This is a genomic window from Stenotrophomonas sp. 116085_Sma, from assembly GCF_056479585.1.
The window spans coordinates 4,107,890-4,131,942 of sequence record NZ_CM151057.1; the positions used below are offsets into that span (position 1 = coordinate 4,107,890).

The following is a 24,053-nucleotide window of genomic DNA, read 5'->3' on the forward strand; positions in this document are numbered from 1 at the left end:
CGTCGTTTATTTCAAGTACGAGCGGATCAACGCGCTCATGTCGCGCACGCGTTCGGCGCGTTGTTCATCGGAGGCCGCGGGCTGGCCGAACTCCTCGCGCAGATGGGCCTCCATTACCTCGGACATCAGGCCGTTGACGGCGCCACGGATGGCAGCGATCTGCTGCAGCACCGGCCCGCAGTCGGCGCCGGCTTCCAGCGCGCGGTCCAGCGCATCGCACTGGCCACGGATGCGGCGCACGCGGGCCAGGACCTTCTTCTTCTCTTCGGGGGAGTGCGGCATGGCCAGGCTACCCAGGAACTATACTGGGGGATAGTATACAAGCCGGAACCACGAACTCAATCCCGGCCTGCTCAATCGAACAACCCCTCACCCGCCAACCGGGTCAGCTCATCCACCACGTAGCGCACCTTTGGCCGCAGATGACGCGTCGGTGGCCACAGCGCATGGATGTCGATATGCCGCTGCATGTGCGCATCCAGCACCGACTGCAGCGCGCCGGATTCCAGGTGGCGGCGCACCAGTGAAACCGGCATCTGGCAGATACCGAGACCGGCGATGGCCGCTTCAATCACCGCGTCGCCGTCATTGAGCTGATACGGCGCATTCGGGATGAACGTCCCTTCGTCATCCTCGCTGCCGATCCGCCACCAGACCGGCTGGCCATGACGGAAGCCGACGATGCTGCGGTGCTGCGCCAGTTCCTCCACGGTCGCAGGCACGCCATGCGCCTGCAGGTACTCCGGCGATGCGCAGGTGACCAGGCGCTGGCGCCCGAGCCGTCGCGCCACGAGGTGCTCGGCATGGTGCAATCCGCCGAAACGGATCAGCAGGTCGATGCCTTCCTCGACGGGATCGACGAAGTGATCGGTGAAGGTCATCGTCAACTGCAGGTCCGGGTACTGCCGGCACAGCCGCAACAGCACCGGCAGCACCACCAGCCGCCCGAACGAGGACGGCATGTCGATACGCAGTCGCCCACTGGGCAGCCCGGCCGACCCCAGGCAGGCCTCGGCCGCGGATATCTCTTCCAGCGCCGCCGCGCAGGAGGCGTAGTACGCCTCGCCGTCGCTGGTCAGCGCGATGCGCCGCGTGGTGCGATGGAACAGGCGCACGCCCAGTCGCGCTTCGAGCCGCGCGATGGCCTTGCCCACTGCCGACCGCGAAATGCCCAGCGCACTGGCGGCTTCAGTGAAGCTGCCCGAGCGTGCCGTGGTGACGAAGGTCACCAGGCCATTCAAGGATTCCAGTGGCAACATCCCTCACGCTCCATTGGGGACAAATAGTCCCGTTAAATGGGAAATCGAAGCGCTTTATGCACCTGCATGTCAACTCCATCCTGTGTGCATCGCGCCGCTGGCGCCTCCCCCACACCGAGATGACCGACATGACCGCCGCCCTCTTCCACCCCTTCGACCTGTCAGGTACCGCCCTGCGCAACCGCATCGCGATGGCCCCGATGACCCGTGCCCGCAACCCCGGTTCGGTCGCCAATGAGCTCACCGCGCAGTACTACCGGCAGCGTGCCAGCGCCGGCCTGATCATCAGCGAAGGCACCCCGGTCTCGCCACAGGGCCAGGGCTACATCGACGTGCCGGGTATCTGGTCAGCCGAGCAGGTGGCCGGTTGGACGCTGGTCACCGAGGCGGTGCATGCCGCTCAGGGCACGATCTTTGCCCAGCTCTGGCACGTCGGCCGCATGTCGCATTCCTCACTGCAGCCCAATGGTGGGCAACCGGTCAGCGCCGGCACGCGCCCGGTGGCCAGCGCACTGAAGAACACCTCGTTCGTCTATCTGGAAGACGGCAGCCGCGGCCATGCCGATCCCACCCCGGCACGTGCACTGGCCACCGACGAGATCCCCGACATCATTGCCGACTTCGCACGGGGCGCCGACAACGCGATCGCCGCCGGCTTCGACGGCATCGAGCTGCATGCCGCCAATGGCTACCTGTTCGAACAGTTCCTCAACCCGCTCATCAACCAGCGCGACGACCGCTACGGCGGCTCGCTGCCCAACCGCGCGCGGTTGATCCTGGACACCGTCGATGCGATGGCTCAGCGCATCGGTGGTCACCGCATCGGCGTGCGCCTGGCACCGAACAACCTCACCTTCGACATGCCGTTCTACCCCGACAACGAGGCCACCTATCTGTACCTGGCCGAAGAACTGGGCAAGCGCGGGCTGGCCTACGTGCACCTCAACGACAACCTGCAGCAGGGTGAATCGGTGCTGGGCAGCGCGTTCCTGAAGCAGTTCAAACAGGCCTACGGCGGCCCCCTGATCCTGGCCGGTGGCATGACACGCACGCGCGCCCTACAGCTGGTCGAGGACGGCACCATCGATCTGGCCGCGTTCGGCCAGCCGTTCATCGCCAACCCGGATCTGGTCGAACGCCTGCGCCACGACATCGCGCTGGCCACGCCCGACCGCAGCACCTATTACGGTGGCGGCGAGGCGGGCTACCTTGATTACCTACGCGCACAGTAGATCCACGCCATGCGTGGATGGGGGCATACACTGCCCACCCACATCCACTGGATCTGACCATGGATACGCCCACCGCAGCGTTCATCGTCAACCTCGACGTCCCCGACCTCGCCGCTGCCGAAGACTTCTACATGCGAGCCTTCGGCCTGCGCGTCGGCCGCCGTCTCGGGCCCGGTGCGGTGGAACTGCTGGGCGGCCCCACCCCGCTGTACCTACTGCAGAACGACCACGGCAGCCCTGCCACCGAGGACGGCGATGTGCGCGATTACGAGCGCCACTGGACGCCGCTGCACCTGGACTGGGTCGTGGATGACATCGAGGCCGCACTGACACGTGCGGTTGCGGCCGGGGCGACACTCGAGCAGTCCGTGCGCGAGCGTCGCTGGGGCCGCATCGCCGTGCTGGCCGACCCGTTCGGCCACGGCTTCTGCCTCATCCAGTTCAGTGGCGAAGGCTACGACGCGCTGGTCGAATGACCGGCGCGTCGTTCACCATGGCAGTGGCACGGCCTCGCCATTGGCGCGTTCGCCGTAGTACAGCGATGGCAGCAGACGCGAAAGGAAGCTGAACTCCGTATAGCAGTGCTTGAGCAGGCCAAGGCCGACCGCATCGCTGGCATCGCGGTGCGGATCGGCGCTGTCCAGGCCGAGCACGAAGCGGCTGCGCAGCACGCAGCCAAACGGCGTATCGCGCGCCACGTGCAGCATCTGCCCATCGCAGGGATCACCGTTTGCATCCAGGCGCACGTGGTCACCGAAGCCGATGCGCGCGGCGATCAGCGCCGACACGTCACCTGCATCCTGCGCCGCCTGCAGGCGCTCGGGCACCAGCAGCGTGCGCGGGTCGTGGAACTTCAGGCGTGCCGCCACCGGCGGAATATCGGCCAGCGATTCCACCGCGTGGATGCTGGCACCGTGGTAGCTGCGCCCTCGCTGCCAGGCCTCGTCCCAGCCGCGGTGCTCGACATGATCGACCGGGTGCCACCAGCGGATGTGCTGGCTTGTTTCAAAGAAGGTAAACCACCAGTCCAGCATGCGGCCCTTGCAACCGTGCAGATCGGTGCGCACTGCGACCAGCAGAGTGCCGTCTTCGCGGCGCTGGACGCCGGTCTCAAGGTGCATCGGTGCCGGGTCAAGCAGATCGTGGTGGTCCAGCCAGGCGCGGGCGTTCACAGCGGTATCCATGGGGGTCTCCTGGGGTTGGGAGATCCGACAATACGGAAACGTTCATCGTTTCGCAATTACTCGGGTGCGGTAAGATGGGTGTAATGAACAGCACCGCCCTGCCCGATCCCGTCGCCCCCGCCCGCCGCCGTGGACGCCCCGCGCGACCGGAAGCCGAAGTCCGCCACGCCGTGCTGCAGGCTACGCTGGAGCTGCTGCTGGCACAGGGTTACGAGGCCACCACGATCGAAGCGGTGGCGGCGCATGCCGGGGTGGCAAAGAAGACCGTGTACCGCCATGCCAGCAACCGCGAGGAACTGGTCGGGTTGGCGGTGCGTGAGTGGACCGACGGCTTCGCGCCACAGTTGCAGCGCGATGCGCGCGATGCCGACGAGGTGGTGCCGTTGCTGCAGGACATCCTGCAGGCGGTGTGCGCGCAGGCGCTATCGGCGCAGGCGGTGCAGGTGTTCCGGCTGCTGGCCACCGATTTTCCCGGCAAAGACGCGCTGCTGCAGGCCTATCTGGACAACGGCATCGAGCGCGGCCGAGCGCTGCTGGCCGACTGGCTGGCGCGGCAGCAGCAGCGTGGGCTGCTGCGTGAGGGGGATTCGGCGCGCATGGCGCGGCTGATCCTGGCGATGACGGTGGCCGAACCGCTACGCGAACGCGTGATCGGGGTGGCGGCCGAGGATGCGCCGGTGGATGCGCACCTGCGTGAGTGCCTGGCGTTGTTGGCGCCGGTGTTGCAGGGGCCGTAGGGTTGCCCCATCCACGATTCACTCGCGCAGCATGTCCACGAACGCGCGCAGCGCGCCGGGCATCTGCCGCTGCTTCGGGTAGTACAACGCGAATCCCGCGAACGGTTCGCTCCAGTCTTCCAGCACCGCCACCATCTGCCCCGATTCGATGTAGGGCCGTGCGGTGTCTTCCAGCACATAGGCCAGGCCGATGCCATCGAGCACCGCGCCGACCACGGTGCCCTGCTCGCCCAGCGTCAACCGCCCCGGCACGTCGATTTCCAGCGCCTGCCCAGCGCGCTCGAACTGCCACTTGTACAGATGGCCACTGGCGAAGCGGAAACGGATGCACTCGTGTGCAGCCAGGTCACGCGGATGCTGCGGTGCCGGGTGCCGGCGCAGGTAGTCCGGCGCACCGACAATCAGCCCACGCAGCGGCGGCCCCATCGGCACCGCCACCATGTCCTCGGGCACGAACTCGTGCAGGCGCACGCCGGCGTCGTAGCCCTCGGCGACGATGTCGACCAGGCCATCGTTCTCGGTCAGTTCCACCCGCACGTCAGGATGGGCGTGCAGGAAGCGCGCCAGCCTCGGACCCAACTGGGTCGCCACGGCAGCGCGCGTCGCATTGATCCGCAGCAGGCCGGCCGGGGCGGCACGGAACTGGTTCATCTCCTCCAGCGCGTCATGCACCTGCCCCAGCGCCGGCTGCAACCGCTCCAGCAGGCGCTGCCCGGCCTCGGTCAGGGCCACGCTGCGGGTGGTGCGATGGAACAGGCCCACGCCCAACCGTTCCTCCAGCGCGCGGATCGCATAGCTCACCGCCGAGGTCGACAGAGCCAGTTCGGCACCGGCACGGCGGAAACTGCGATGACGGGCCACCGCGGCGAACGCAGCCAGATGGGTGAGGTTGTCAGTGGCCATGATTGTGCAGTTTCACTTGATGAATCATGCCGATATCCGCGCTTCTTGCCGCTGGGAACGGGGCGTATTGTAAAACGCCTTTCGACAAACCCTGCCAAGGATTCCCCATGTCCCTCGCCCGTGGTTACGCCGCCCATTCACATACCGACCCGCTGGTTCCGTACGAGTTCGAACGCCGCGCGGTCGGCCCGGACGATGTGCGCATCGAGATCCTCTACAGCGGCATCTGCCACTCCGACCTGCACCAGGCCCGCGACGACTGGGGTGGCTCGATCTACCCGATGGTGCCGGGCCACGAGATCATCGGCCGCGTGACCGAGGTCGGCAGCAACGTCACCCGCTTCAAGGTCGGCGACCACGCCGGCGTGGGCTGCATGGTCGACTCGTGCCGCCACTGCGACGCCTGCGAGCACGACCTGGAGCAGTACTGCGCCGAAGGCGCGACCTGGACCTACAACGGCCGTGAACGCGAAAGCGGCGCACCGACCTACGGCGGCTATTCCGACCACGTGGTGGTCGAGCAGCGCTTCGTGGTGAAGGTATCCGACACCCTCGACCTGAAGGCGGCCGCCCCGCTGCTGTGCGCCGGCATCACCACCTGGTCGCCGCTGCGCCACTGGAAGGTCGGCCCGGGCCAGAAGGTTGGCGTGATCGGCCTCGGTGGCCTCGGCCACATGGGCGTGAAGTTCGCCAAGGCACTCGGCGCGCACGTGGTGATGATCACCACCACCCCGGAAAAGGGTGCCGACGCCAAGCGCCTGGGCGCCGATGAGGTGCTGGTCTCGCGCGATGCCGCGCAGATGAAGGCGCACGCCGGCAGCTTCGACTTCCTGCTCAACACCATCCCGGTTGGCCATGACACCAACCCGTACATGGGCCTGCTCAAGCGCGAGGCCACCATGTGCCTGGTGGGCGTGCTGACCGAACTGGACCCGCCGCTGACCGGCGGCAGTGTGATCTTCGGCCGCAAGCACCTGACCGGCTCGGCGATCGGCGGCATGGCCGAGACCCAGGAAATGATGGACTTCTGTGCCGAGCACGGCATCGTCAGCGACGTCGAGATGATCGACATCAAGAACGTCAACGAAGCCTGGGAACGCATGGCGAAGAACGATGTGCGCTACCGCTTCGTGATCGACATGGCGACGATGAAGAACGCAGCCTGATCCAAGGCAGGTGTGAAAATGAAAAACCCCGGCAATGCCGGGGTTTTTTTCATCGCGTGCCGACCAAGGTCGGCACCCACCCAACATCATCAATACGCGAACTCGCGGAACACCGGATCGACATCGCCGTGCCAGCGGCCATGGAACAGCGCCAGCTTGCGCTCGGCCGGGGTCAGCCCGGATTCGACGATCTCCTGCAGCACGTCCAGGAACTTGCTCTCGTCCTGGCCATCGGCATTGCGCGCAGCACGGCGCTTGAGGCCTTCCACCGAAATCTTCACCGCCTCGCGGGCCAGGTCGCGCACCGTGCCGTTGCGGAACGGCAGGTTCATCGCATGCTTCGGTACACCATCGCGCAGCGCATGGCGCTCGGCCAGGGTGAAGTCGCGCACCAGGTCCCAGGCGGCATCCAGCGCGGTGTCGTCGTACAGCAGGCCCACCCAGAACGCCGGCAGCGCACACAGGCGGCTCCACGGGCCACCATCGGCGCCGCGCATTTCCAGGTACTTCTTCAGGCGCACTTCCGGGAACGCGGTGGTCATGTGGTCCGACCAGTCACGCAGCGTCGGCAGCGCACCCGGCAGCACCGGCAGCTTGCCCTGCATGAAATCGCGGAAGCTCTGCCCGCTGGCGTCGTGGTAGATGCCATCGCGGTAGGAGAAGTACATCGGCACGTCGAGCAGGTAATCGACATAGCGCTCGTAACCGAAGCCCTCCTCGAACACGAAGTCGAGCATGCCGGTGCGATCGGCGTCGGTGTCGGTCCAGATGTGCGAGCGATAGCTCAGGTAGCCGTTCGGCTTGCCTTCGGTGAACGGCGAATCGGCAAACAGCGCGGTGGCGATCGGCTGCAGCGCCAGCGACACGCGGAACTTCTTCACCATGTCCGCTTCGGTGGCGTAGTCCAGGTTCACCTGTACCGTGCAGGTGCGGGTCATCATGTCCAGGCCGAGCGAGCCGACCTTGGGCATGTACGAGCGCATGATCTTGTAGCGGCCCTTCGGCATCCACGGCATCTCGTCGCGCTTCCACTTCGGCTGGAAACCCATGCCGAGGAAACCCAGCTGCAATTCGCCTGCCACCTGCGCCACTTCATTGAGGTGGGTGCCGGTCTCCACGCAGGTCTGGTGGATGGTCTCCAGCGCTGCGCCGGACAGTTCCAGCTGACCGGCCGGTTCCAGCGTCACCGACGCACCATCGCGCAGCAGGGCGATGGTGTTGCCGTTCTCCTGCACCGGCTCCCAGCCGAAGCGGACCAGGCCATTGAGCAGCGCTTCGATGCCACGCTCGCCCTCGAAGGTCGGCGGCCGCAGGTCGTCCAGGCGGAATCCGAACTTCTCGTGCTCGGTACCAATGCGCCACTGCGCACGGGGCTTCTCGCCGGAGGCGATCACCTCCACCAGCTGCGAGCGGTCGGTAATGGGGGTATCGGCGACGTGGCTGGGGCTCGACAAGGGGAAGGCTCGCTGGACAGTGGCAGGGGATGTGGGGCCCGGGGCCTTCCATCGCAAGGGCGCACTATAGCGTGGCACCCCGTTGCGTCATGCGACGGTGACGGGTTTCAGCATCCTACCGACGCCCTCTTGACCCTCGTACACTCAGGGTCATGAGCCGCCATTCACGACACCCCGAACTGCACCGCTCCGAGCGCGTCGGCTGGCTGCGTGCCGCCGTGCTGGGGGCCAACGATGGCATTGTCTCGGTGGCTGGCCTGGTGGTTGGTGTGGCCGCCAGCGGCGCTTCGGCCAGCACGATCCTGGCCACCGGTGTGGCCGGCACCGTGGCCGGCGCGATGTCGATGGCCGCCGGCGAATACGTCTCGGTGCAGACCCAGGCCGACACCGAAGACGCCGACCTGGCGATGGAAAAGCGCGAGCTGCACGAAGACCCGCACAGCGAGCTGGAAGAGCTGGCCGGAATCTACCGCCACCGCGGCCTGGACCCGGCGCTGGCACGGCAGGTGGCTGAGCAGCTCACCGCACACGATGCACTGGGGGCGCACGCCCGCGACGAACTGGGCATCACCGATACCCTGCGCGCGCGCCCGTTGCAGGCGGCGTTGGCTTCGGCTGGAGCCTTCACCTGCGGCGCCGCGCTGCCGGTGCTGACGTCCCTGCTCGCCCCGGTGGACAAGGTTGCGATGATCACCACCGGCAGCACCCTGCTGGGCCTGTGCCTGACCGGTGCGATGGCGGCCCGCGCCGGCGGCGCACCGCCTGTCCGCGGGGCGATCCGGGTGATGTTCTGGGGTGCACTGGCAATGGCCGCCGCTGCAGGCGTCGGACGCCTGTTCGGCGCCCACGTGGCATGACCGGCATGCTGCCGCCAGTTGCCGCGCTGCTGGCCGAGATGGCCAGCCTGGCCGGCTGCGAACGCGCCGAAGGCTATGCCTGCATCACCGCACGCCGCGAGCACGGCGCCAGTTCGGTGGAGATTCCGCAACCCCAGTTCGCGATCCTGCTGGAAGGCCGCAAGCAGGTACGCACCGCGCACCAGTCACTGGAGTTCGTGCCCGGCGACATCCTGCTGCTCACCCAGCGTTGCCGCATCGATGTGGTCAACACCCCCGACCGGCGCAGCGGCCGCTACCTCAGTGCCATCGTGCCGCTGTGTGCTGAAGTGCTGGCGGCGGCGCGCACGCTGTGGAGCGAAGCACTGCCCAGCGCAGGCACGGCGATGGCGCGCCTGCCGTTGATCGAACATGGCGTGGTGCTGCGGCAGTGGCGGCAATCGCTGCAGGACGGGCGTTACAGCGAAGCACGATTGGCGCTGGCGTCGTTGGTACTGACGCTGTGCCGGCAGGGGCATGGCAGCCTGCTGCTGCCGCAGGCCCCGAGCCTGGGCGAACAGATCCGCGACCGCATCGCTGCCGAACCCGCACGCGACTGGCAATCGCGCGATGTCGAGGAACAGTTCGCGCTGAGCGGTGCAACCCTGCGCCGCCGTCTTGCCGCCGAGGACACCAGCCTGCGCCAGCTGCTCACCGAGGCGCGGCTGGCGCATGGCATGCAGCTGCTCTACACCACCGACCTGCCGCTGAAGACCGTGGCAGCGCGCGCGGGCTACCGCTCTGCGGCCAGTTTCAGCAGGCGCTTCGCCGAGCAGTACGGGCTGGCTCCCACAGACATCTGAGGGGGTTCGGCAGGGCTTGCAGCCCTGCACCTGCAGAGGCAACGGCAACAGCGAAAGCAACAGCAACAGCGGCTATCCGTGGGATGGCGAGGCGGTGTCGGAGTGCGGGGACGCCGCAAGTACGTCCCTGTAGGCTTGGCAGCCGCATCCATGCGGCTGACACCCCGCACTCCGACACCGCCCCACCTTCGACAGGTTCACTCGGCTGTTGGTAGGTGTCGACCTTGGTCGACACGTCTGTCAAAGATCGAATGTATTTCTGGGGTCAGATCCGTTTTCCTGCGGGAAACGGATCTGACCCCAAGGGCATTCCCAACAGATCGCAGGAATCTGTCGAAGGCGGGGTGGGTCCGGTTGCGGGGGCGTGAGCGCCATGGATGGCGCGACCGAGCCTACAGGGATGTATTTACGGCGTCCCCCGCAACCGGACCCGCCCCGCCATCCCACGGATAGCCCGCTGTTGCTGTTGCCGTTGCCTCTGCGGGTGCAGGGCGCAGCCCTGCAGACACCCCCTTCCCTGAGCATTCCACGCAGTGGTTTGAGCGACGTGCGCACGCCGGCCACGGCACGCTAGGCCAACGGAACCACCCGTCATCCACCGAGAACCGCCATGACCCTGCGTCCCCTGCCGCTGCGCACCGCACTGCTGCTGGCACTGTCCTCCCTGCCGCTGGCCGCGCTGGCCGAGGCCACCTCGCCCGCCCCCACCCAGCAGGTGCCCGGCGTCTACCACCAGCGCGTCGGTGCGCTGCAGGTCACCGCCCTGTTCGACGGCGTGGTCGCACTCGGCAGGCAGGAAGTGGTGGACGTGCCGCCGACGCTGGTCAGCCGCCTGCTGGAAGGCCGCTACGTACCCGAAGACAAGAAAGGCCTGCAGACCGCGATCAACGCCTTCCTTGTACGCCAGGGTAACCATCTGACCCTGGTCGATACCGGCACCGCGCAGTGCTTTGGCCCCGGCCTGGGCCAGGTGCTGGGCAATCTGCGCGCCTCCGGCGTGGACCCGGCCGAGGTGGATGAGGTGCTGCTGACCCACGCCCATCCGGACCACCTGTGCGGCGTACTCGACGCGCAGGGCAAGCCGGCCTACCCCAATGCCACGGTGTGGCTGTCCAAGGCCGATGCCGATTACTGGCTCAACCCGGCCAGCGAGGCCACCGCGCCGAAGGGCGTGCGCTTCGCCTTCCCGCTGGCACGCAATGCGGTCGCGCCATACCAGGCCAGCGGCCACCTGCGCACCTTCAGCCCCGGCGACGCCCTGCCCGGCGGCGCAGTGGCGATGGACACCCATGGCCACACCCCCGGCCATGTCTCCTACCGGTTCGACAGCCAGGGCCAGTCACTGCTGGTATGGGGTGATGTGCTGCACTTCCATGCGGTGCAGTTCGCGCACCCGGAGGCGGCATTCGAGGCCGATTCGGACCGCACAGCGGCGATCGCCAGCCGTCGCGGGCTGCTGCAGCAGGCCACCGCCCACGGTTGGTGGGTGGCCGGCGCGCACCTGCCGTTCCCCGGCCTGGGCCACGTGCGCAGCGAAGGCCAGGCATATGCCTGGGTGCCGGCGGAGTATTCGCCGTTGAAATGAGCCAATGAGCCCTTGTAGAGCCGAGCCCATGCTCGGCTACCGGGGCCTGGCCGCGCTGCGCGCGGCAGCCGAGCGTGGGCTCGGCTCTACAGGAAAACCGGAAGCCTTACTCCAGCCCCAGCCAGCCGCCGATCACGCCACGGGCTTCGTCCACGCCGGTGCGGTCCTCGCCGGAGAACACCTGCACGCTGACGCTGTCGCCGTAGGCCGAGTGCAGTTCCTTGCGCACCTTCTGCAGGGTCTGCATCTGCTGGCTGCGGCTGAGCTTGTCGGCCTTGGTCAGCAGGGCGTGCGCCGGCATGCCGCGCTGTACGGCATAGGACAGCATCTGCCGGTCGTAGTCCTTCAGCGGGTGGCGGATGTCCATCACCACCACCAGCCCCTTCAGGGCCTCGCGGGTGCGGAAATACCGGTCGATGAAGGCCTGCCAGTGCGCCTGCAGGTCCAGCGGCACCTTGGCGTAGCCGTAACCGGGCAGGTCGACCAGATGGGCTTCCGGGGTGATCTGGAAGAACACCAGCTGCTGGGTACGGCCGGGGGTCTTGGAGACACGGGCCAGGGCATTCTGGCGGGTCAGCGCGTTGAGCGCACTGGACTTGCCGGCGTTGGAGCGGCCGGCAAAGGCCACTTCGGCCCCTTCATCGGGCGGCAGCTGCCGCACGTTATGGGCCGAAAGGTGGTAACGGGCGCGTTCGATGAGCAATGACATGTGCCTAGGATCGCATGTTGCGGCGCCGCGCGCCCGTGCCGGCGGCCGTTGCGGGCATTTTGCTGCACTGCTGCGTTGACCGTGCGCGGAAACGCCGTTGATAATCCGGGCGATGCCGGCGGCCACCGCCCGGCCCGGTCCATACGGAGCTTCAGCATGCGCCACGCTCGCGTTCTTGCCGTATCCGCCCTTGCCACTGCCGTAGTCGTTGCCGCTGCTGCGTTCGCGCAGACCACGTTGACCCCGCTGCCCGACAACGGGCCGATCAACACCGCCTCGCTGGAGGTGGACTTCAGCAAGACCCACTGGGGCGATGCCAAGGCTGGCCAGACCAAGGCTTCGGCCTGTGCGGCCTGTCATGGCGCCGACGGAAATGCCACGGTCGAGATGTATCCGTCCATCGCCGGCCAGAGCGAACGCTACGTGGCCCAGCAGATGGCCCTGATCGCCAACGGCCAGCGCAGTTCCGGCGCGGCGGTGGCGATGGTCCCGTTCGTGCAGAACCTCACGCCGCAGGACATGCGCGACATCGGCGCGTTCTTCGCCACGCAGAAGGCCACCGCCGGTATCGCCGACGACACGGCGGTCACCGACGGCCCGTACAAGGGCATGAAGTTCTACGAGATCGGCCAGCAGCTGTACCGCGGCGGAGACGCCAAGCGCGGCCTGCCGGCCTGCATGGCCTGCCACGGTCCCAGTGGTGCCGGCAATCCCGGGCCGGCCTACCCGCACATCGGCGGCCAGCACGCCAGCTATGTCGCGCGCCGCCTGCAGGAATACCAGGCCGGCCAGACCAACGAGACCGACAAGGCGCACTTCCAGATCATGGCGACGGTCGCGCAGAAGCTGAGCGAGCAGGAGGTGCAGGCGCTGTCGAGCTACCTGCAGGGCCTGCACAACAAGGCCGACGATGTGGCCACTGCCACCCCATCGGCGCAACCGGCTGCCGCCCCCTGACCGCCACTGGTCGGCCCGGGCCGCCACCACGGCCCGCGCCTGCGGTATGTTTCCTTCACGCCGGCGACTGCGCCGGCGTTGCTTTTTTCAACGGAGATGCGTGTCGATGAGGTTGATTTCCCGCCTGCTGTTGTCCGTGCTGGTGCTGCTGCCGCTGGCAGCCTGCGCTGCTACCCCCGCCAATGCCCCGCTGGTCGAGGGCAAAGACTACGAGCGCATCGCCCAACCGGGCCCGTTCCAGCCGCTGGCCGGCAAGATCGAGGTGGTCGAGGTCTTCGGCTACACCTGCCCGCACTGCGCCCACTTCGAGCCACAGCTGGCGGCGTGGGCGGCCAAGCTGCCGGCCGACGTGCGCTTCACTCCGGTCCCGGCCGCTTTCGGTGGTGCATGGGATGCCTGGGCACTGGCGTACTACGCCGCCGACGAAGTCGGCGTGGCCAAGCGCAGCCACGCGGCGGTCTTCAAGGCACTGCACCAGGATGGTTCGCTGCCCATGCAGAACGTCTCGGCTGATGAGCTCGCCACGTTCTACAAAGCCTACGGCGTGACCCCGGACCGTTACCTGCAGGCCCTGCGCGGCGATGCCGTGCAGAAGAAGGTCGACGCCGCCCGCGCCTTCGCCCAGCGCACCAAGGTGCCGGGTACCCCGGCCATCATCATCAATGGCCAGTACCTGGTGCGCGGCAACAGCTTCGACGACCAGCTGCGCATCGCCTCGGCGCTGATCGCCCAGGCCCGCGCGGCGCGCGGCCGCTGAACCAACACCCACCACCGACACGGCGCTGTCGCCGCCGCGTGTCATCATTTCCCCTTGGCCGGCGCCTGACGCAGGCCCCACCTTTCCAGATGCTGGAGACGTTTCCATGAAGATCCGTTACGCCCTCGCCCTCGCAGCGCTGCTGCCGATCCTGGCGGCCTGCAAGGCCGACGACGGCAGCACCAACACCACCGCGGCCCCGGCTGAACCGGCTGCAGCTCCGGCGACCACCGAGCCGGCCGCTCCGGCCGCGGGTACCGAAGGCACCGCTCCGGCGGCTGCCGAAGGCGAAAAGGCCCCGACCGAAGCTGCACCGGCTGCCGCCGCACCGGCTCCGACCACCGCCGCGCTGACCGGCCCGGCCCCGGTGGAAGGTGCCGACTACCAGGTGATTCCGAACGGCCAGCCGTTCCAGCCGGCCGCCGGCAAGATCGAAGTGACCGAGATCTTCGGCTACGTCTGCCCGGCCTGCGCCGCGTTCCAGCCGCTGGTTGGCCCGTGGAAGGCCGGCCTGCCGAGCGATGTGAACTTCGTCTACGTGCCGGCCATGTTCGGCGGCACCTGGGATGACTACGCCCGTGCCTTCTACGCCGCACAGACGCTCGGCGTGCAGGAGAAGACCCACGAAGCGCTGTACGCCGCCATCCACTCGCAGAAGACCCTGAAGGGCGAGCGTGGCCGTGATTCGGTGGACGACATCGCCAAGTTCTACGGTGCCTACGGCGTGGATCCGAAGCAGTTCGCCGCCACCATGGGCAGCTTCGCGGTGAATGCCAAGACCAACTCGGCCAAGCAGTTCGCGCAGCGCAGCCAGATCAGCGGCACCCCGTCGATCATCGTCAACGGCAAGTACCTGGTGAAGGGCAAGAGCTTCCCGGACATGCTGCGCATCGCCGACCACCTGATCGCCCGCGAACGCGGTGCGGCCCAGGCTCACTGATCCAAGAGAAGCGTTTCCCGGCCGTGAATTCCCCCCGTACACGGACCCTGCGCTTGCTGACGGCCAACATCCAGGCCGGCTCAAGTACCCGCCGCTACAGCGACTATGTGACCCGCAGCTGGTCACATGCGCTGCCGGCGGGTCGCAAGCGCAGCAGCCTTGACGCGATCGCCACCCTGGCGCGCGAACATGACATCGTCGGCCTGCAGGAGGCCGATCCGGGCAGCCTGCGCTCGGGCTTCACCAACCAGACCCACTACCTGGCCCAGCGCGCCGGCTTCAATTACTGGAGCCACCAGCCCAACCGGCGCATGGGCGGGGTCGCCTCCAGCGCCAACGGCCTGTTGAGCAAGCTGGAACCGGTTGAAGTGCAGGATCACGCCCTGCCCGGCCGCATCGGCGGGCGCGGCGTGCTGCTGGCCAAGTTCGGCGACGGCGCCGACGGCCTGGCAGTCGCAGTGGCGCATCTGTCGCTGGGCGCGGGCTCGCGGATGTCGCAGCTGGGCTTCATCGCCGAGCTGCTGTCCGACCACCCGAACGCGGTGCTGATGGGCGACTTCAACTGCCTGGCCGAGCGCCCGGAAATGCAGGTGCTGTACCAGAAGACCCGGCTGCAGCCGCCAGGTTGCATCGTGCCGACCTTCCCCAGCTGGCGCCCGGACCGCGCCATCGACCACATCCTGGTCAGCAGCGGCCTGCAGACCCGCACCGTGGAAGCCGTACCGGCCGCGTTCTCCGATCACCTCGCCCTGGCGATGCAGATCGACGTCCCGGCCGACGCCCTGCGCTGACCGCACCCGGCAGGTGCCAACCTTGGTTGGCTTGTTGCCCAAGAGCTGCGGACAGCCGCTCTTGTGGGTGCGGACCGTTGGTCCGCACGCTCTCCGCCGGGCATGGCCCGGCGCTACCCGGCCTGCGCGATCGGCCCCTTCAAGCGCCTTGCCATCATCGTGCTGCCCACCGAGGCGAGCACCGTGCAGCCGATCGCCAGCCACTGCAGCCCGTGCAGGTGCTCGTGCAGCAGCAGCATCGCCCACAGCGCGGCCACCGCCGGTTCCATGCTGATCAGGATGCCGAAGGTCTCCTTCGGCAGGCGCTTGAGCGCCATCATCTCCAGCGACATCGGGATCGCACTGGACACCAGTGCCACCAGCAGGCCCGTCGCGAGGATCTTCGGATCGAGCAGCGCGGCACCGGCATGCACCACGCCCACCGGCACCACCACCAGCGACGCGGCCAGCAGCCCCAGCGAGACCGAGTGCCCGGCATGCAGATGGCCGGCACGCTTGCCGAACACGATGTACAGGCCCCAGCAGGCCGCCGCGCCCATCGCGTACAGCACACCGGCCGGGTCCAGCGCCGGCCCGCCGCCGATCGGCAGCAGCAACAGCAGCCCCAGCGCCGCGCACCCCACCCAGAGGAAATCGATCGGACGTCGTGATGACAGCATCGCCACCGTCAACGGCCCGGTGAATTCGATGGCCACCGCGATGCCGAAGGGAATGGTGCGCAGGGCCATGTAGAACAGCAGGTTCATCAGGCCCAGAGTGAGCCCGTAGCGCAGGATGGTGACGGCATCCGGGCGGCTGGTCTTCCAGCGCCATGGTCGCCAGAACAGCAGCAGCAACAACGCGGAAAAGCCCACGCGCAGCGCGCTGGTGCCTTGCGCACCGATCAGCGGGAACAGGTGTTTTGCGTAGGAAGTGCCGATGGCCAGCGAGGTGACCGAGCCGAGCACCGCCAGCGCCGGCAACATCGGCGCGAGTCGTGAGGTCTGCATGCGCAAAGTCTATTGCGTCACCGCCGAGCACTTGGCTCAATTGACAGCCTGTTCGTGCAACTTCTGCTCGCCATGGCCACCGCTCCCGTGTTCGACAGTTTCGACCGCGCCATCCTCGACCTCCTGCAGCGGAACAACACCCTGCCGCAGCGCGAAATCGCCGAGGCCGTGCACCTGTCCACCCCGGCCGTGCAACGCCGCATCAAGCGCCTGCAGGACAGTGGCGTGATCGCCGCCAACGTGGCGGTGGTCGCCGCAGCCAAGGTCGGGCGGCCGCTGACCATCATCGTCGAGGTGCGCGTGGTCAGCGAGCAGCGCGAACGCGTGGCGCCGTTCAAGCGACGCGTGCAGAACGACCCGGCGGTACAGCAGTGCTATTCGATCACCGGCGACGGCGATTTCCTGCTGCTGCTTTCGGCCGCGTCGATGGAAGAATACGAGGCGATCACCGAGCGGTTGTTCGGCGGCGATGACAACATCGAGCGCTTCCGCACATCGGTAGCACTGGGCACGCTGAAGCGGAGTTTCGAGGTGCCGCTGCTGCCGGTGCCGTAGCGTCGAGCCATGCTCGACGGCCTTTTGACCGCAAAGCTGAAGCAGTCGAGCATGGCTCGACTCTACACTCCGAAACCATGAGCACATCGCCCTCCCCCGCCCACCGCCTGCGCCGCTGGCTGCTGCGCGGCCTGTGGCTGGCCATTGCCGTCGTTGCGATGATGGCGTTGTGGAACAGTCCCTGGGCCGCCGCACCGAAGATGCTGTGGGCACTCTCACGGATGCCGCCAGCCGCCGAGCTGCCGGTACCGGTGGACGGCGTGCGGCCACGCCAGATTGCCGATACCTTCGGTGCGCCGCGAGGCCGTGACCGCTCCCACGCCGGCATCGACATCTTCGCCAGGCGCGGCACGCCAGTGCGCAGCGCCACGGTCGGTGTCGTCGCGGATGTCAGCGAACGTGGGCTCGGCGGGCGCCAGGTGTGGGTGATCGGGCCCGGACGCGAGCGCTACTACTACGCGCACCTGGAACGCTGGGCCGAGGACCTGGCGCGTGGCCAGGTGGTCCAGCCCGGCGACCTGCTCGGGCATGTCGGCGACAGCGGCAACGCCAAGGGCACGCCGCCGCACCTGCACTGGGGCATCTACGGCACCGACGGCGCGCGCGATCCACTCCCGCTGCTGCGCTGACCCGGCCCGCACCCGGATCACCGGGTCGATTCGTTCATGATTTGTAAATAGGAATAGTTCGTATTACCATTTCTTTCGTTTCCGGTAGCGCCAGGACGGCCTGCCCGCCCTCTCCCTACCCGTAGCGCCTCGCCTCCTGGATGCCGGCCGATCGCGCGTGCTCGCCCAGGACCCCCATGACCCGTTCCGCCTTCCGTACCCCGCAGCCGCAACGGCTGTCCGTTGCCGTGCTCGCCGTTCTCTGCGCCGTGGCCCCGGCCGCCTTCGCCGAAACCGCCGCCGATCCGACCACCCTCGACAAGGTGGTGGTGAAGGGTGAGCGCGCCGAAGGCTATTCGGTGCGCCGCACCTCGGCCGGTACCCGCTTCGACCTGGCCCCGCGCGAGATCCCGCAGTCGATCAGCATCATCAGCCACCAGCGCATCGAAGATCAGAACCTGGACGACATCATCGACGTGCTGGCCAATACCACCGGCGTGACCAGCACCCAGTCCGACAGCGAGCGCACCGAGTTCTACGCGCGCGGTTTCTACATCGATGCCTACCAGTTCGATGGCCTGCCCACGCAGATGGTGCAGAACTGGAGCTATGGTGATTCCGGGCTGGACCTGGCGCTGTACGACCGCGTTGAAGTGGTGCGTGGTGCCACCGGCCTGCTCAGTGGTGCCGGCAATCCGTCCGCATCGGTGAACCTGATCCGCAAGCACGCCGACAGTGCCGAACTGGCTGGCAGCGTGTCGGTGAACGTCGGCAGCTGGGGCCGTACCCGCACCACCGTTGACGTGGGCAGCGCGCTGAACGCCAGCGGCACCGTGCGCGGCCGCGTGATCGGCAGCTACCTGGACACCGACGGCCAGATGGACCGCTACAACCAGCGCAAGACACTGGGCTATGCAGTGATCGATGCTGACCTGACCCCGGACACGCAGCTGAGCGTGGGCTACGACTACCAGCAGAAGCGCGCCAACGGCGCCACCTGGGGGGGCTTCCCGATGCTGTATTCCGACGGCTCGCGCACCGGCTACGACGAATCGTTCAACGCCAGCCCGAACTGGACCTACTGGGATACCACCAGCAAGCGCGCCTTCGCCACCCTGCAGCATGCCTTCGGCAATGGCTGGAAGTTCAAGGTCGGCGCCACCCACGATGAGACCAGGGCCGACGACAAGCTGTTTTACCCGGCGTACAACGACTGGACCACGGGCGCATCGAACTTCGACAAGACCACCGGCGCGGGCATCTCGCCCTCGGCGGGCTTCTACAACACCGAGCGCAAGGTCACCGGCGCCGATGGCTACGTTGATGGTCCGTTCCAGCTGTTCGGCCGCGAGCACCAGTTCATGGCAGGCCTGAGTTACAACAAGCGCGAGTACGCCAACTACGGCGACTATCAGGTCGGCGGTGCCGGCCAGACCTGGGATCCGTTCGCAAGCTATCTGAACTGGACCGGCAACATCAGCGAGCCGAACTGGAACCCGCTGGCACTGGCCAGCGAGGGCACCATCACCCAGAAGGCCGGTTACGCGGCCGCACGCCTGTCGCTGGCCGATCCGCTGAAGCTGATCATCGGTGCCCGCTACACCGACTGGAAGAGCGAAGGCGAAGGCGCCGACCGCGCGCACAAGGTCACCACGCCGTATGCCGGCCTGGTGTTCGACATCAGCGACACCTACTCGACCTACGCCAGCTACACCGAGATCTTCCAGCCGCAGACGCTGAAGGATCGCAACGGCAGCTATCTCGATCCGGTCGATGGCAAGAGCTACGAAGTGGGCGTCAAGGGGGCATGGTTCGACAACCGCCTGAACGCCTCGCTGGCAGTGTTCCGCATCGAACAGGACAACGTCGGCCAGTCCACCGGTGAGCCGGTCATCGGCGGTACCGGCGGCGAAACCGCCTATCGCGCCGCACGTGGCACGGTCAGCCGTGGCTTCGAGTTCGAGCTGAACGGCGAACTGGCACCGGGCTGGAATGCCACCTTCGGCGCATCGCGCTACGTGGCCAAGGACATCAACGGCGCCGACATCAACACCAACCTGCCACAGACCGCTCTGAAGCTGTTCACCAGCTACACCCCGCAGTCGCTGCAGGCACTGACCGTCGGTGGCGGTGCCAACTGGCAGAACCGCATCTACTACCCGGTGCCGGCCTACGGCCGCATCGAGCAGAGTGGCTATGCACTGGTCAGCGCCTTCGTGCGCTACCGCATCTCGCCGGAGTTCAGCGTGCAGGCCAACCTCAACAACCTGCTGGACAAGCAGTACCTGTCGCAGATCAACGGCTACGGCGCGTACGGCGACGGCCGCAACGGCTCGCTGACGTTCACCTGGTCGTTCTGAGCAGGCACGGGGCACGATCGCCCCGCACTTGTAGAGCCGAGCCCATGCTCGGCTCAGAGAATCAGCCGAGCGTGGGCTCGGCTCTACACCAGCAAGGCAGCGCCGGAACTGACCGGCGCTGCCACCGTCACATCAGAACCGCAGATCCGCGCGCAGGTACCAGTAACGGCCACGCGGGATGTCGTACGTCGAAGCGTCGTAACCATTCAACGAGCACGACAGGCAGATCGGCGGATCCTTGTCGAACACGTTGTTCAGGCCGGCCGTCAGCTGCAGCCCCTTCATCCAGTCGATCTTGTAGCCCACCTGCATGTCATGGAAGGTGGTGGCCGACAGCGTGTTGGTGCCCGCAGCCTGGTTGCTGCAGACCGGGAACACGGAGGCGTCACCGCAGTTTTCGGTCAACTCGGAGATATGCCGCACGGTCCAGTTGGCGCTCCAGCGATCCAGCGTCCAGCCGATGCTGGCATTGCTGGTCCATTCCGGAATCGAGCTGTCGGCCACCTCCACGCCCGGCTTCTGCGGCTGCTTCTGGCCCGCCGCACCAGTGGCTTCGTAGCGACCCACGAAGGTGTTCTTCCAGCCCAGCTTGAACTGGCCGATCGAGCTCTGCGGCAACGTCCAGAACAGGTCCACATCCCAGCCATCGGTCTTGATCGAACCCAGATTGGTCAGGCGGTTGTTGAAGCTGCTGACCGCGCCGGTGCTGGCACGGCTGATACCGTTGCAGTAGATCGGGTCCAGCGTATCCACGCACAGGTCCAGCTGGGTCTGCGCGTTGATTGCCTGGATCGCGCCGTCGATGGCATGGCGGTAGAAGGTCACTTCCACATCGAAGCGCTCCGACCACGAAGTGTTGCTGCCAAACCATGGGCTCCACACGAAGCCTGCGCTGAAGCTGCGCGAGCGTTCCGGATCCAGCTCGCGGTTGCCGCCGGTGGTCACCGAGATCTGCGAGTTGGCCTGCTGGAAGCCGGCCGGCACGCCCAGCGCGGCGCAGTTGGCCGCGCTGCCACGTGGCGGCGTACCGCCCAGGCCCACCGAGCAAGGATCGAACAACTGCAGGTCTGCACGTGCGGCCGAGCCGTACAGTTCACCGATCGACGGTGCACGGAAGCCCTCGGCGTAGGTGGTGCGCAGCACGAAGTCGTCGGTCACCTGCCAGCGCAGGCCGTACTTGGGCGTGAACTCGCCACCGAAGGTGGAGTAGTCCGAATAGCGGCCGGCCAGGCTCAGGTCCAGCTTCTTGCCGAACGAGGAGTCGGCGAAGATCGGCACGCTCAACTCCAGGTAGGCCTCGTTGACGTCGTAGGAACCGGAGGTCGGTTGCGACGGCACGCCGTTGTAGTGGCCGATCACCGTCAACGGATCGGGCTGGTAGGAGCCCTTGTACTTGCGGTACTCGAAACCGGTGGCGAAGGACACCGGGCCGGCCGGCAGCGAGAACAGCTCGCTGGACAGGTTGGCGGTGAACAGGCTCAGCTCGTTCTGGCTGCGGTCGCGCACCACCGGCTGGATCCACTTCAGCATGTCCGGGGTGATCGAACCGACGCCGCCGAAGATGTTCAGCGGCACGCAGCCCGGCGTGGCCGCGCACACCGCCGGGTCGCCCAGCGCCATGTTCACCTTGTAGATGTCATAGCTGCCGTAGTTGGTCTGTTCGGCCTTGTTCTTGCTGTACATGCCGTTGACGTCCCAGTACCAGCTGCGGTCGGCGGCGTGGAAGTCACCCACCAGGCCGGTGGCGAAGTAGGTGGTGTCCACCTTCTGCTTGAACACGCGCGCACCGCCTTCCACCGGGCGACGACCGATCAGGCTCATGTTGTCGCCGGAAACCAGATCGAAGCCGAACGGGTTGTAGGGGTTGAGTGCGGAGACGATGATGTTGTCGGCCAGCGGATTGCCGGTGGCGCCATCGGGTCCGAAGAACAGCGGCTCGGGACCGGCCTGGTTGGTCGACTCGCGGCGGTTGCCCAGCGCCTTGATGTACCACTGCACGTTGTCGGTGATGTCGAAGCGGAACTGGCCGAACAGGCCTTTGCGCTCCGACGGCGTCAGCACCATGTTGTATTCGGCGAAGTTGAAGCGGTCGGCGGTGGTGAAGCAGTGGTAGTCATCCGTGCGGCTGCAACCGGCACTGCCGTCGTAACGCGGATTGCTCACGCCGGTGTTCGGCACGATGTTCTGCACCGCGCCGGTGTTCGGGTCTGTGAACATGAAGCGGCCCTGCGGGATGCCACCGCTGCCGAACGCCAGGCCGGTACCGGGAATCGGGAAGCGCGACTGCTCGCGGTCCTTGGCGAACACCGGGTCCTGCTTGGTCCAGCTGGCACCCAGGAACAGGCTGAAGCGATCGCCGCTCTTGCCCCAGGCCAGGTCCACGCCCTTCTGGGTGCCGTCGCCCTTGCTGTACTCACCGTAGTTCAGCGTCACCTGGCCGCCATCGAAATCGCGGCGGGTGATGATGTTGACCACGCCGGCGATGGCATCGGAGCCGTACAGCGACGACGCGCCGTCCTCCAGTACCTCGATGCGCTCGACGATGGCCAGCGGAATGGTGTTGAGGTCGGTGGCCGAGCCCACACCGGACGCCGACGATTCATTGACCCAGCGGATGCCATCGACCAGCACCAGCACGCGCTTGGCACCCAGGTGGCGCAGATCGACCTGCGCTGAGCCGGCACCCACGCCGCTGCCATCGGGCGGGAAACCAAAGTTGCCGGACGAGTTGAACTTGGCGTTGAGCGCGGAGCCGGAACCGGTGAGCTGCTGCAGCACCTCGCCGATCGAGGTCAGGCCGGTGCGTTCGATATCGCCGCGCGTCAGCGTCTGGATCGGCACCTGGCCCTCCACCTCAGCGCGCTTGATGCGGGTACCGGTGACTTCCACCGCATCCAGGTTGGTGGTGGATTGTGCAGCGGCACCCAACGGTGCCAGGGTCATCACGCACAGCGCGACGGCAACCGCCAAAGGGCGGTGGTGCAGGTGATTCATTCGCTCTCTCTCCAAAGGAATGTCGGGACATGGGCCGCCGCACTCCCTCCCTGCATGGCGGCGCCGTCTCCTTTGTAAACAAGTGGTAAAAATCGCGGCGTGATGATCGACACTCTTTCACGCGGAATTGACGAAATTGCAGGCCGATTGCGTCAGATAGCTGCAGGTTATGACCGGACGATACTGTTCACCGCAGGCAGCCTTGATGCAGGCTGCGACAGCGCGCGCCGGTAGCTTCTGCATTCACGGAAAAGGCCTTTGCCGGACCGTTTCAGGAATAGTTTGAAAATTCCTTCATTCAGGAGGCCCCACCAGTCGACCCAGCGCAGACTCGCACCTCCAGCCATTCGCGGGAGGGCCGAACATGAAAGCAGTGACTGCCGTGCCGGGCGTCACGATGGTGATGACGCTGCTTCTTTCCCTGGCAGGTGAATCGAGAGCAGGCGGCGTGATCGAGTGCAACAACTGTCCCTCTCCCAGCGATGCGGCCTTGGCCTCGGGAGAGGGACTGACGGTTGTGGTGGATTTCGAGAGAGCCGAGTTGACTGCTTTCCACGTTGAACATGACCCTGAGCGCAGAAAGTGGCGAGCACATCCGACCCAGGTTCCAGTGCAGATTGAAATGGCTTTTCTGCGGATCCTGGATGCGACGCTGTCAGCAGGGCAAGCGCCGCTCATGCAGCAATCACCGCATGAGCAGCAGTGAGACAACGCTCTATCGCACGAAGGCAATGCGCTCCATGCCAGTGGCTTCGGCCGCAGCCAATATCCGCGCCATGCCTTCGTACTCGGCCGCCGGATCGGTGGCGATGCGCAGCTCCGGCAGGTTGCCGGCATGTTCACCCGCCTGTGCCTGCAGGCGCGCCTGCAGTTCGCCGATCGCCATCGGCTGGCCATTCCAGCTGAGCTGGTTGGCAGCGTCCAGGCGCAGCTCGATCGGCGGTGGCGGTTCGGGACGGTCGACCACCCGATCGGTGGCCTGCGGCAATTGCACGGCAATCGGCCGGGCCACGATCGGCGCGGTCACGATGAAGATGATCAACAGCACCAGCATCACATCCACCAGTGGCGTGACATTGATGTCCGCCAGCGGGCCGCTTCTTCCTGCGCTACTGAACGCCATGTGCCGCTCCATGCAGCCGGGCCGTTCGCCCAAGGCCGACGTTACGACGCCTCCCATCCGCTGCGGCAGTGG

Annotated in this window: 24 protein-coding genes; 15 read left to right on the forward strand and 9 right to left on the reverse strand. The window is 66.8% G+C overall.

What is annotated here, in order from left to right; translation table 11 throughout:
- Positions 1-6: 6 nt before the first annotated feature.
- Positions 7-282: a formaldehyde-responsive transcriptional repressor FrmR gene (gene frmR, locus ACZK0Z_RS19025; protein WP_005411009.1), complete on the reverse strand. Its 276-nt coding sequence runs from the start codon at positions 280-282 to the stop codon at positions 7-9.
- Between the two features lie 71 nt (positions 283-353).
- Positions 354-1,259 carry a LysR family transcriptional regulator gene (locus tag ACZK0Z_RS19030; protein WP_197633247.1) on the reverse strand — a complete coding sequence of 302 codons (906 nt, stop codon included), beginning with the start codon at positions 1,257-1,259 and terminating at the stop codon, positions 354-356.
- A 128-nt stretch (positions 1,260-1,387) separates the two neighbouring features.
- Here ACZK0Z_RS19030 and ACZK0Z_RS19035 point away from each other — a divergent pair, with 128 nt between their 5' ends.
- Entirely contained in the window at positions 1,388-2,491 is a 1,104-nt protein-coding gene (locus tag ACZK0Z_RS19035; protein ID WP_197633246.1) for an alkene reductase, read from the forward strand.
- A gap of 59 nt (positions 2,492-2,550) precedes the next feature.
- Complete coding sequence (locus ACZK0Z_RS19040; RefSeq protein ID WP_049428243.1) at positions 2,551-2,967, forward strand: VOC family protein; 417 nt, start codon at positions 2,551-2,553, stop codon at positions 2,965-2,967.
- A gap of 12 nt (positions 2,968-2,979) precedes the next feature.
- On the opposite strand, the gene ACZK0Z_RS19045 is transcribed toward ACZK0Z_RS19040, so the two are convergent.
- Positions 2,980-3,675 (reverse strand): DAPG hydrolase family protein, encoded by a 696-nt coding sequence (locus ACZK0Z_RS19045; protein WP_049428248.1) that lies wholly within the window; start codon positions 3,673-3,675, stop codon positions 2,980-2,982.
- Between the two features lie 74 nt (positions 3,676-3,749).
- Here ACZK0Z_RS19045 and ACZK0Z_RS19050 point away from each other — a divergent pair, with 74 nt between their 5' ends.
- Positions 3,750-4,412: a TetR/AcrR family transcriptional regulator gene (locus ACZK0Z_RS19050; protein ID WP_049428251.1), complete on the forward strand. Its 663-nt coding sequence runs from the start codon at positions 3,750-3,752 to the stop codon at positions 4,410-4,412.
- 18 nt (positions 4,413-4,430) lie between these two features.
- On the opposite strand, the gene ACZK0Z_RS19055 is transcribed toward ACZK0Z_RS19050, so the two are convergent.
- On the reverse strand, positions 4,431-5,315 hold the full coding sequence (locus ACZK0Z_RS19055; RefSeq protein ID WP_049428253.1) for a LysR family transcriptional regulator: 885 nt from the start codon (positions 5,313-5,315) through the stop codon (positions 4,431-4,433).
- Between the two features lie 107 nt (positions 5,316-5,422).
- Between ACZK0Z_RS19055 and ACZK0Z_RS19060 the strand changes: the two genes are divergently transcribed.
- Positions 5,423-6,481: an NAD(P)-dependent alcohol dehydrogenase gene (locus ACZK0Z_RS19060; RefSeq protein WP_049428257.1), complete on the forward strand. Its 1,059-nt coding sequence runs from the start codon at positions 5,423-5,425 to the stop codon at positions 6,479-6,481.
- Between the two features lie 89 nt (positions 6,482-6,570).
- Here ACZK0Z_RS19060 and ACZK0Z_RS19065 read toward each other — a convergent pair whose 3' ends face one another.
- Entirely contained in the window at positions 6,571-7,935 is a 1,365-nt protein-coding gene (locus ACZK0Z_RS19065; RefSeq protein ID WP_049428260.1) for a glutamate--cysteine ligase, read from the reverse strand.
- A gap of 152 nt (positions 7,936-8,087) precedes the next feature.
- Between ACZK0Z_RS19065 and ACZK0Z_RS19070 the strand changes: the two genes are divergently transcribed.
- From ACZK0Z_RS19070 to ACZK0Z_RS19080, 3 genes are all read left to right on the forward strand, one after another.
- Complete coding sequence (locus ACZK0Z_RS19070; protein ID WP_049428264.1) at positions 8,088-8,792, forward strand: VIT1/CCC1 transporter family protein; 705 nt, start codon at positions 8,088-8,090, stop codon at positions 8,790-8,792.
- Positions 8,789-9,613 (forward strand): helix-turn-helix domain-containing protein, encoded by an 825-nt coding sequence (locus tag ACZK0Z_RS19075; protein ID WP_197633245.1) that lies wholly within the window; start codon positions 8,789-8,791, stop codon positions 9,611-9,613. The genes ACZK0Z_RS19070 and ACZK0Z_RS19075 overlap by 4 nt, the downstream gene beginning before the upstream one ends.
- A gap of 610 nt (positions 9,614-10,223) precedes the next feature.
- Positions 10,224-11,198, forward strand: a complete 975-nt coding sequence (locus ACZK0Z_RS19080) for an MBL fold metallo-hydrolase (RefSeq protein WP_197632772.1) — start codon at positions 10,224-10,226, stop codon at positions 11,196-11,198.
- A gap of 106 nt (positions 11,199-11,304) precedes the next feature.
- Here ACZK0Z_RS19080 and yihA read toward each other — a convergent pair whose 3' ends face one another.
- Positions 11,305-11,907 (reverse strand): ribosome biogenesis GTP-binding protein YihA/YsxC, encoded by a 603-nt coding sequence (yihA, locus tag ACZK0Z_RS19085; protein ID WP_111128274.1) that lies wholly within the window; start codon positions 11,905-11,907, stop codon positions 11,305-11,307.
- 156 nt (positions 11,908-12,063) lie between these two features.
- Here yihA and ACZK0Z_RS19090 point away from each other — a divergent pair, with 156 nt between their 5' ends.
- From ACZK0Z_RS19090 to ACZK0Z_RS19105, 4 genes are all read left to right on the forward strand, one after another.
- Entirely contained in the window at positions 12,064-12,864 is an 801-nt protein-coding gene (locus ACZK0Z_RS19090) for a c-type cytochrome (protein ID WP_197632659.1), read from the forward strand.
- A 106-nt stretch (positions 12,865-12,970) separates the two neighbouring features.
- Entirely contained in the window at positions 12,971-13,621 is a 651-nt protein-coding gene (locus ACZK0Z_RS19095) for a thiol:disulfide interchange protein DsbA/DsbL (protein ID WP_099551128.1), read from the forward strand.
- Between the two features lie 106 nt (positions 13,622-13,727).
- Entirely contained in the window at positions 13,728-14,561 is an 834-nt protein-coding gene (locus ACZK0Z_RS19100; protein WP_197632658.1) for a thiol:disulfide interchange protein DsbA/DsbL, read from the forward strand.
- Between the two features lie 53 nt (positions 14,562-14,614).
- Positions 14,615-15,352 carry an endonuclease/exonuclease/phosphatase family protein gene (locus ACZK0Z_RS19105; protein WP_005419292.1) on the forward strand — a complete coding sequence of 246 codons (738 nt, stop codon included), beginning with the start codon at positions 14,615-14,617 and terminating at the stop codon, positions 15,350-15,352.
- Positions 15,353-15,465: 113 nt separating this feature from the next.
- Here ACZK0Z_RS19105 and ACZK0Z_RS19110 read toward each other — a convergent pair whose 3' ends face one another.
- On the reverse strand, positions 15,466-16,341 hold the full coding sequence (locus tag ACZK0Z_RS19110; RefSeq protein WP_197632657.1) for an EamA family transporter: 876 nt from the start codon (positions 16,339-16,341) through the stop codon (positions 15,466-15,468).
- 72 nt (positions 16,342-16,413) lie between these two features.
- Between ACZK0Z_RS19110 and ACZK0Z_RS19115 the strand changes: the two genes are divergently transcribed.
- The 3 genes from ACZK0Z_RS19115 to fhuE all read left to right on the forward strand — a co-directional run bounded on the left by ACZK0Z_RS19115 (position 16,414) and on the right by fhuE (position 19,864).
- Positions 16,414-16,896, forward strand: coding sequence for an Lrp/AsnC family transcriptional regulator (locus tag ACZK0Z_RS19115; RefSeq protein ID WP_197632656.1), 483 nt, complete (start codon positions 16,414-16,416; stop codon positions 16,894-16,896).
- Positions 16,897-16,973: 77 nt separating this feature from the next.
- Positions 16,974-17,525, forward strand: coding sequence for a peptidoglycan DD-metalloendopeptidase family protein (locus tag ACZK0Z_RS19120; RefSeq protein WP_197632655.1), 552 nt, complete (start codon positions 16,974-16,976; stop codon positions 17,523-17,525).
- Positions 17,526-17,701: 176 nt separating this feature from the next.
- Positions 17,702-19,864 carry a ferric-rhodotorulic acid/ferric-coprogen receptor FhuE gene (fhuE, locus tag ACZK0Z_RS19125; protein ID WP_197632654.1) on the forward strand — a complete coding sequence of 721 codons (2,163 nt, stop codon included), beginning with the start codon at positions 17,702-17,704 and terminating at the stop codon, positions 19,862-19,864.
- 132 nt (positions 19,865-19,996) lie between these two features.
- Here the strand turns inward: fhuE and ACZK0Z_RS19130 are convergent, their stop codons facing one another.
- A complete protein-coding gene (locus tag ACZK0Z_RS19130; RefSeq protein ID WP_197632653.1) occupies positions 19,997-22,858 on the reverse strand; it encodes a TonB-dependent receptor plug domain-containing protein in 2,862 nt (953 codons plus the stop codon).
- A 364-nt stretch (positions 22,859-23,222) separates the two neighbouring features.
- On the opposite strand from ACZK0Z_RS19130, the gene ACZK0Z_RS19135 reads away from it, so the two are divergent.
- Positions 23,223-23,564, forward strand: coding sequence for a hypothetical protein (locus ACZK0Z_RS19135; RefSeq protein WP_139727656.1), 342 nt, complete (start codon positions 23,223-23,225; stop codon positions 23,562-23,564).
- 9 nt (positions 23,565-23,573) lie between these two features.
- On the opposite strand, the gene ACZK0Z_RS19140 is transcribed toward ACZK0Z_RS19135, so the two are convergent.
- Positions 23,574-23,981 carry an ExbD/TolR family protein gene (locus ACZK0Z_RS19140; RefSeq protein ID WP_019338425.1) on the reverse strand — a complete coding sequence of 136 codons (408 nt, stop codon included), beginning with the start codon at positions 23,979-23,981 and terminating at the stop codon, positions 23,574-23,576.
- Positions 23,982-24,053 lie beyond the last annotated feature (72 nt).

Bases quoted from the DNA above. Each gene is read 5' to 3' on its own strand.
- ACZK0Z_RS19030 (WP_197633247.1), bottom strand. From the start codon at position 1,259: ATGTTGCCACTGGAATCCTTGAATGGCCTGGTGACCTTCGTCACCACG.
- ACZK0Z_RS19040 (WP_049428243.1), top strand. From the start codon at position 2,551: ATGGATACGCCCACCGCAGCGTTCATCGTCAACCTCGACGTCCCCGAC.
- ACZK0Z_RS19070 (WP_049428264.1), top strand. From the start codon at position 8,088: ATGAGCCGCCATTCACGACACCCCGAACTGCACCGCTCCGAGCGCGTC.
- ACZK0Z_RS19035 (WP_197633246.1), top strand. From the start codon at position 1,388: ATGACCGCCGCCCTCTTCCACCCCTTCGACCTGTCAGGTACCGCCCTG.
- frmR (WP_005411009.1), bottom strand. From the start codon at position 282: ATGCCGCACTCCCCCGAAGAGAAGAAGAAGGTCCTGGCCCGCGTGCGC.
- ACZK0Z_RS19115 (WP_197632656.1), top strand. From the start codon at position 16,414: ATGGCCACCGCTCCCGTGTTCGACAGTTTCGACCGCGCCATCCTCGAC.
- ACZK0Z_RS19080 (WP_197632772.1), top strand. From the start codon at position 10,224: ATGACCCTGCGTCCCCTGCCGCTGCGCACCGCACTGCTGCTGGCACTG.
- yihA (WP_111128274.1), bottom strand. From the start codon at position 11,907: ATGTCATTGCTCATCGAACGCGCCCGTTACCACCTTTCGGCCCATAAC.
- ACZK0Z_RS19045 (WP_049428248.1), bottom strand. From the start codon at position 3,675: ATGGATACCGCTGTGAACGCCCGCGCCTGGCTGGACCACCACGATCTG.
- ACZK0Z_RS19060 (WP_049428257.1), top strand. From the start codon at position 5,423: ATGTCCCTCGCCCGTGGTTACGCCGCCCATTCACATACCGACCCGCTG.
- ACZK0Z_RS19090 (WP_197632659.1), top strand. From the start codon at position 12,064: ATGCGCCACGCTCGCGTTCTTGCCGTATCCGCCCTTGCCACTGCCGTA.
- ACZK0Z_RS19055 (WP_049428253.1), bottom strand. From the start codon at position 5,315: ATGGCCACTGACAACCTCACCCATCTGGCTGCGTTCGCCGCGGTGGCC.
- ACZK0Z_RS19050 (WP_049428251.1), top strand. From the start codon at position 3,750: ATGGGTGTAATGAACAGCACCGCCCTGCCCGATCCCGTCGCCCCCGCC.
- ACZK0Z_RS19130 (WP_197632653.1), bottom strand. From the start codon at position 22,858: ATGAATCACCTGCACCACCGCCCTTTGGCGGTTGCCGTCGCGCTGTGC.
- fhuE (WP_197632654.1), top strand. From the start codon at position 17,702: ATGACCCGTTCCGCCTTCCGTACCCCGCAGCCGCAACGGCTGTCCGTT.
- ACZK0Z_RS19120 (WP_197632655.1), top strand. From the start codon at position 16,974: ATGAGCACATCGCCCTCCCCCGCCCACCGCCTGCGCCGCTGGCTGCTG.
- ACZK0Z_RS19135 (WP_139727656.1), top strand. From the start codon at position 23,223: ATGAAAGCAGTGACTGCCGTGCCGGGCGTCACGATGGTGATGACGCTG.
- ACZK0Z_RS19140 (WP_019338425.1), bottom strand. From the start codon at position 23,981: ATGGCGTTCAGTAGCGCAGGAAGAAGCGGCCCGCTGGCGGACATCAAT.
- ACZK0Z_RS19100 (WP_197632658.1), top strand. From the start codon at position 13,728: ATGAAGATCCGTTACGCCCTCGCCCTCGCAGCGCTGCTGCCGATCCTG.
- ACZK0Z_RS19075 (WP_197633245.1), top strand. From the start codon at position 8,789: ATGACCGGCATGCTGCCGCCAGTTGCCGCGCTGCTGGCCGAGATGGCC.
- ACZK0Z_RS19110 (WP_197632657.1), bottom strand. From the start codon at position 16,341: ATGCAGACCTCACGACTCGCGCCGATGTTGCCGGCGCTGGCGGTGCTC.
- ACZK0Z_RS19095 (WP_099551128.1), top strand. From the start codon at position 12,971: ATGAGGTTGATTTCCCGCCTGCTGTTGTCCGTGCTGGTGCTGCTGCCG.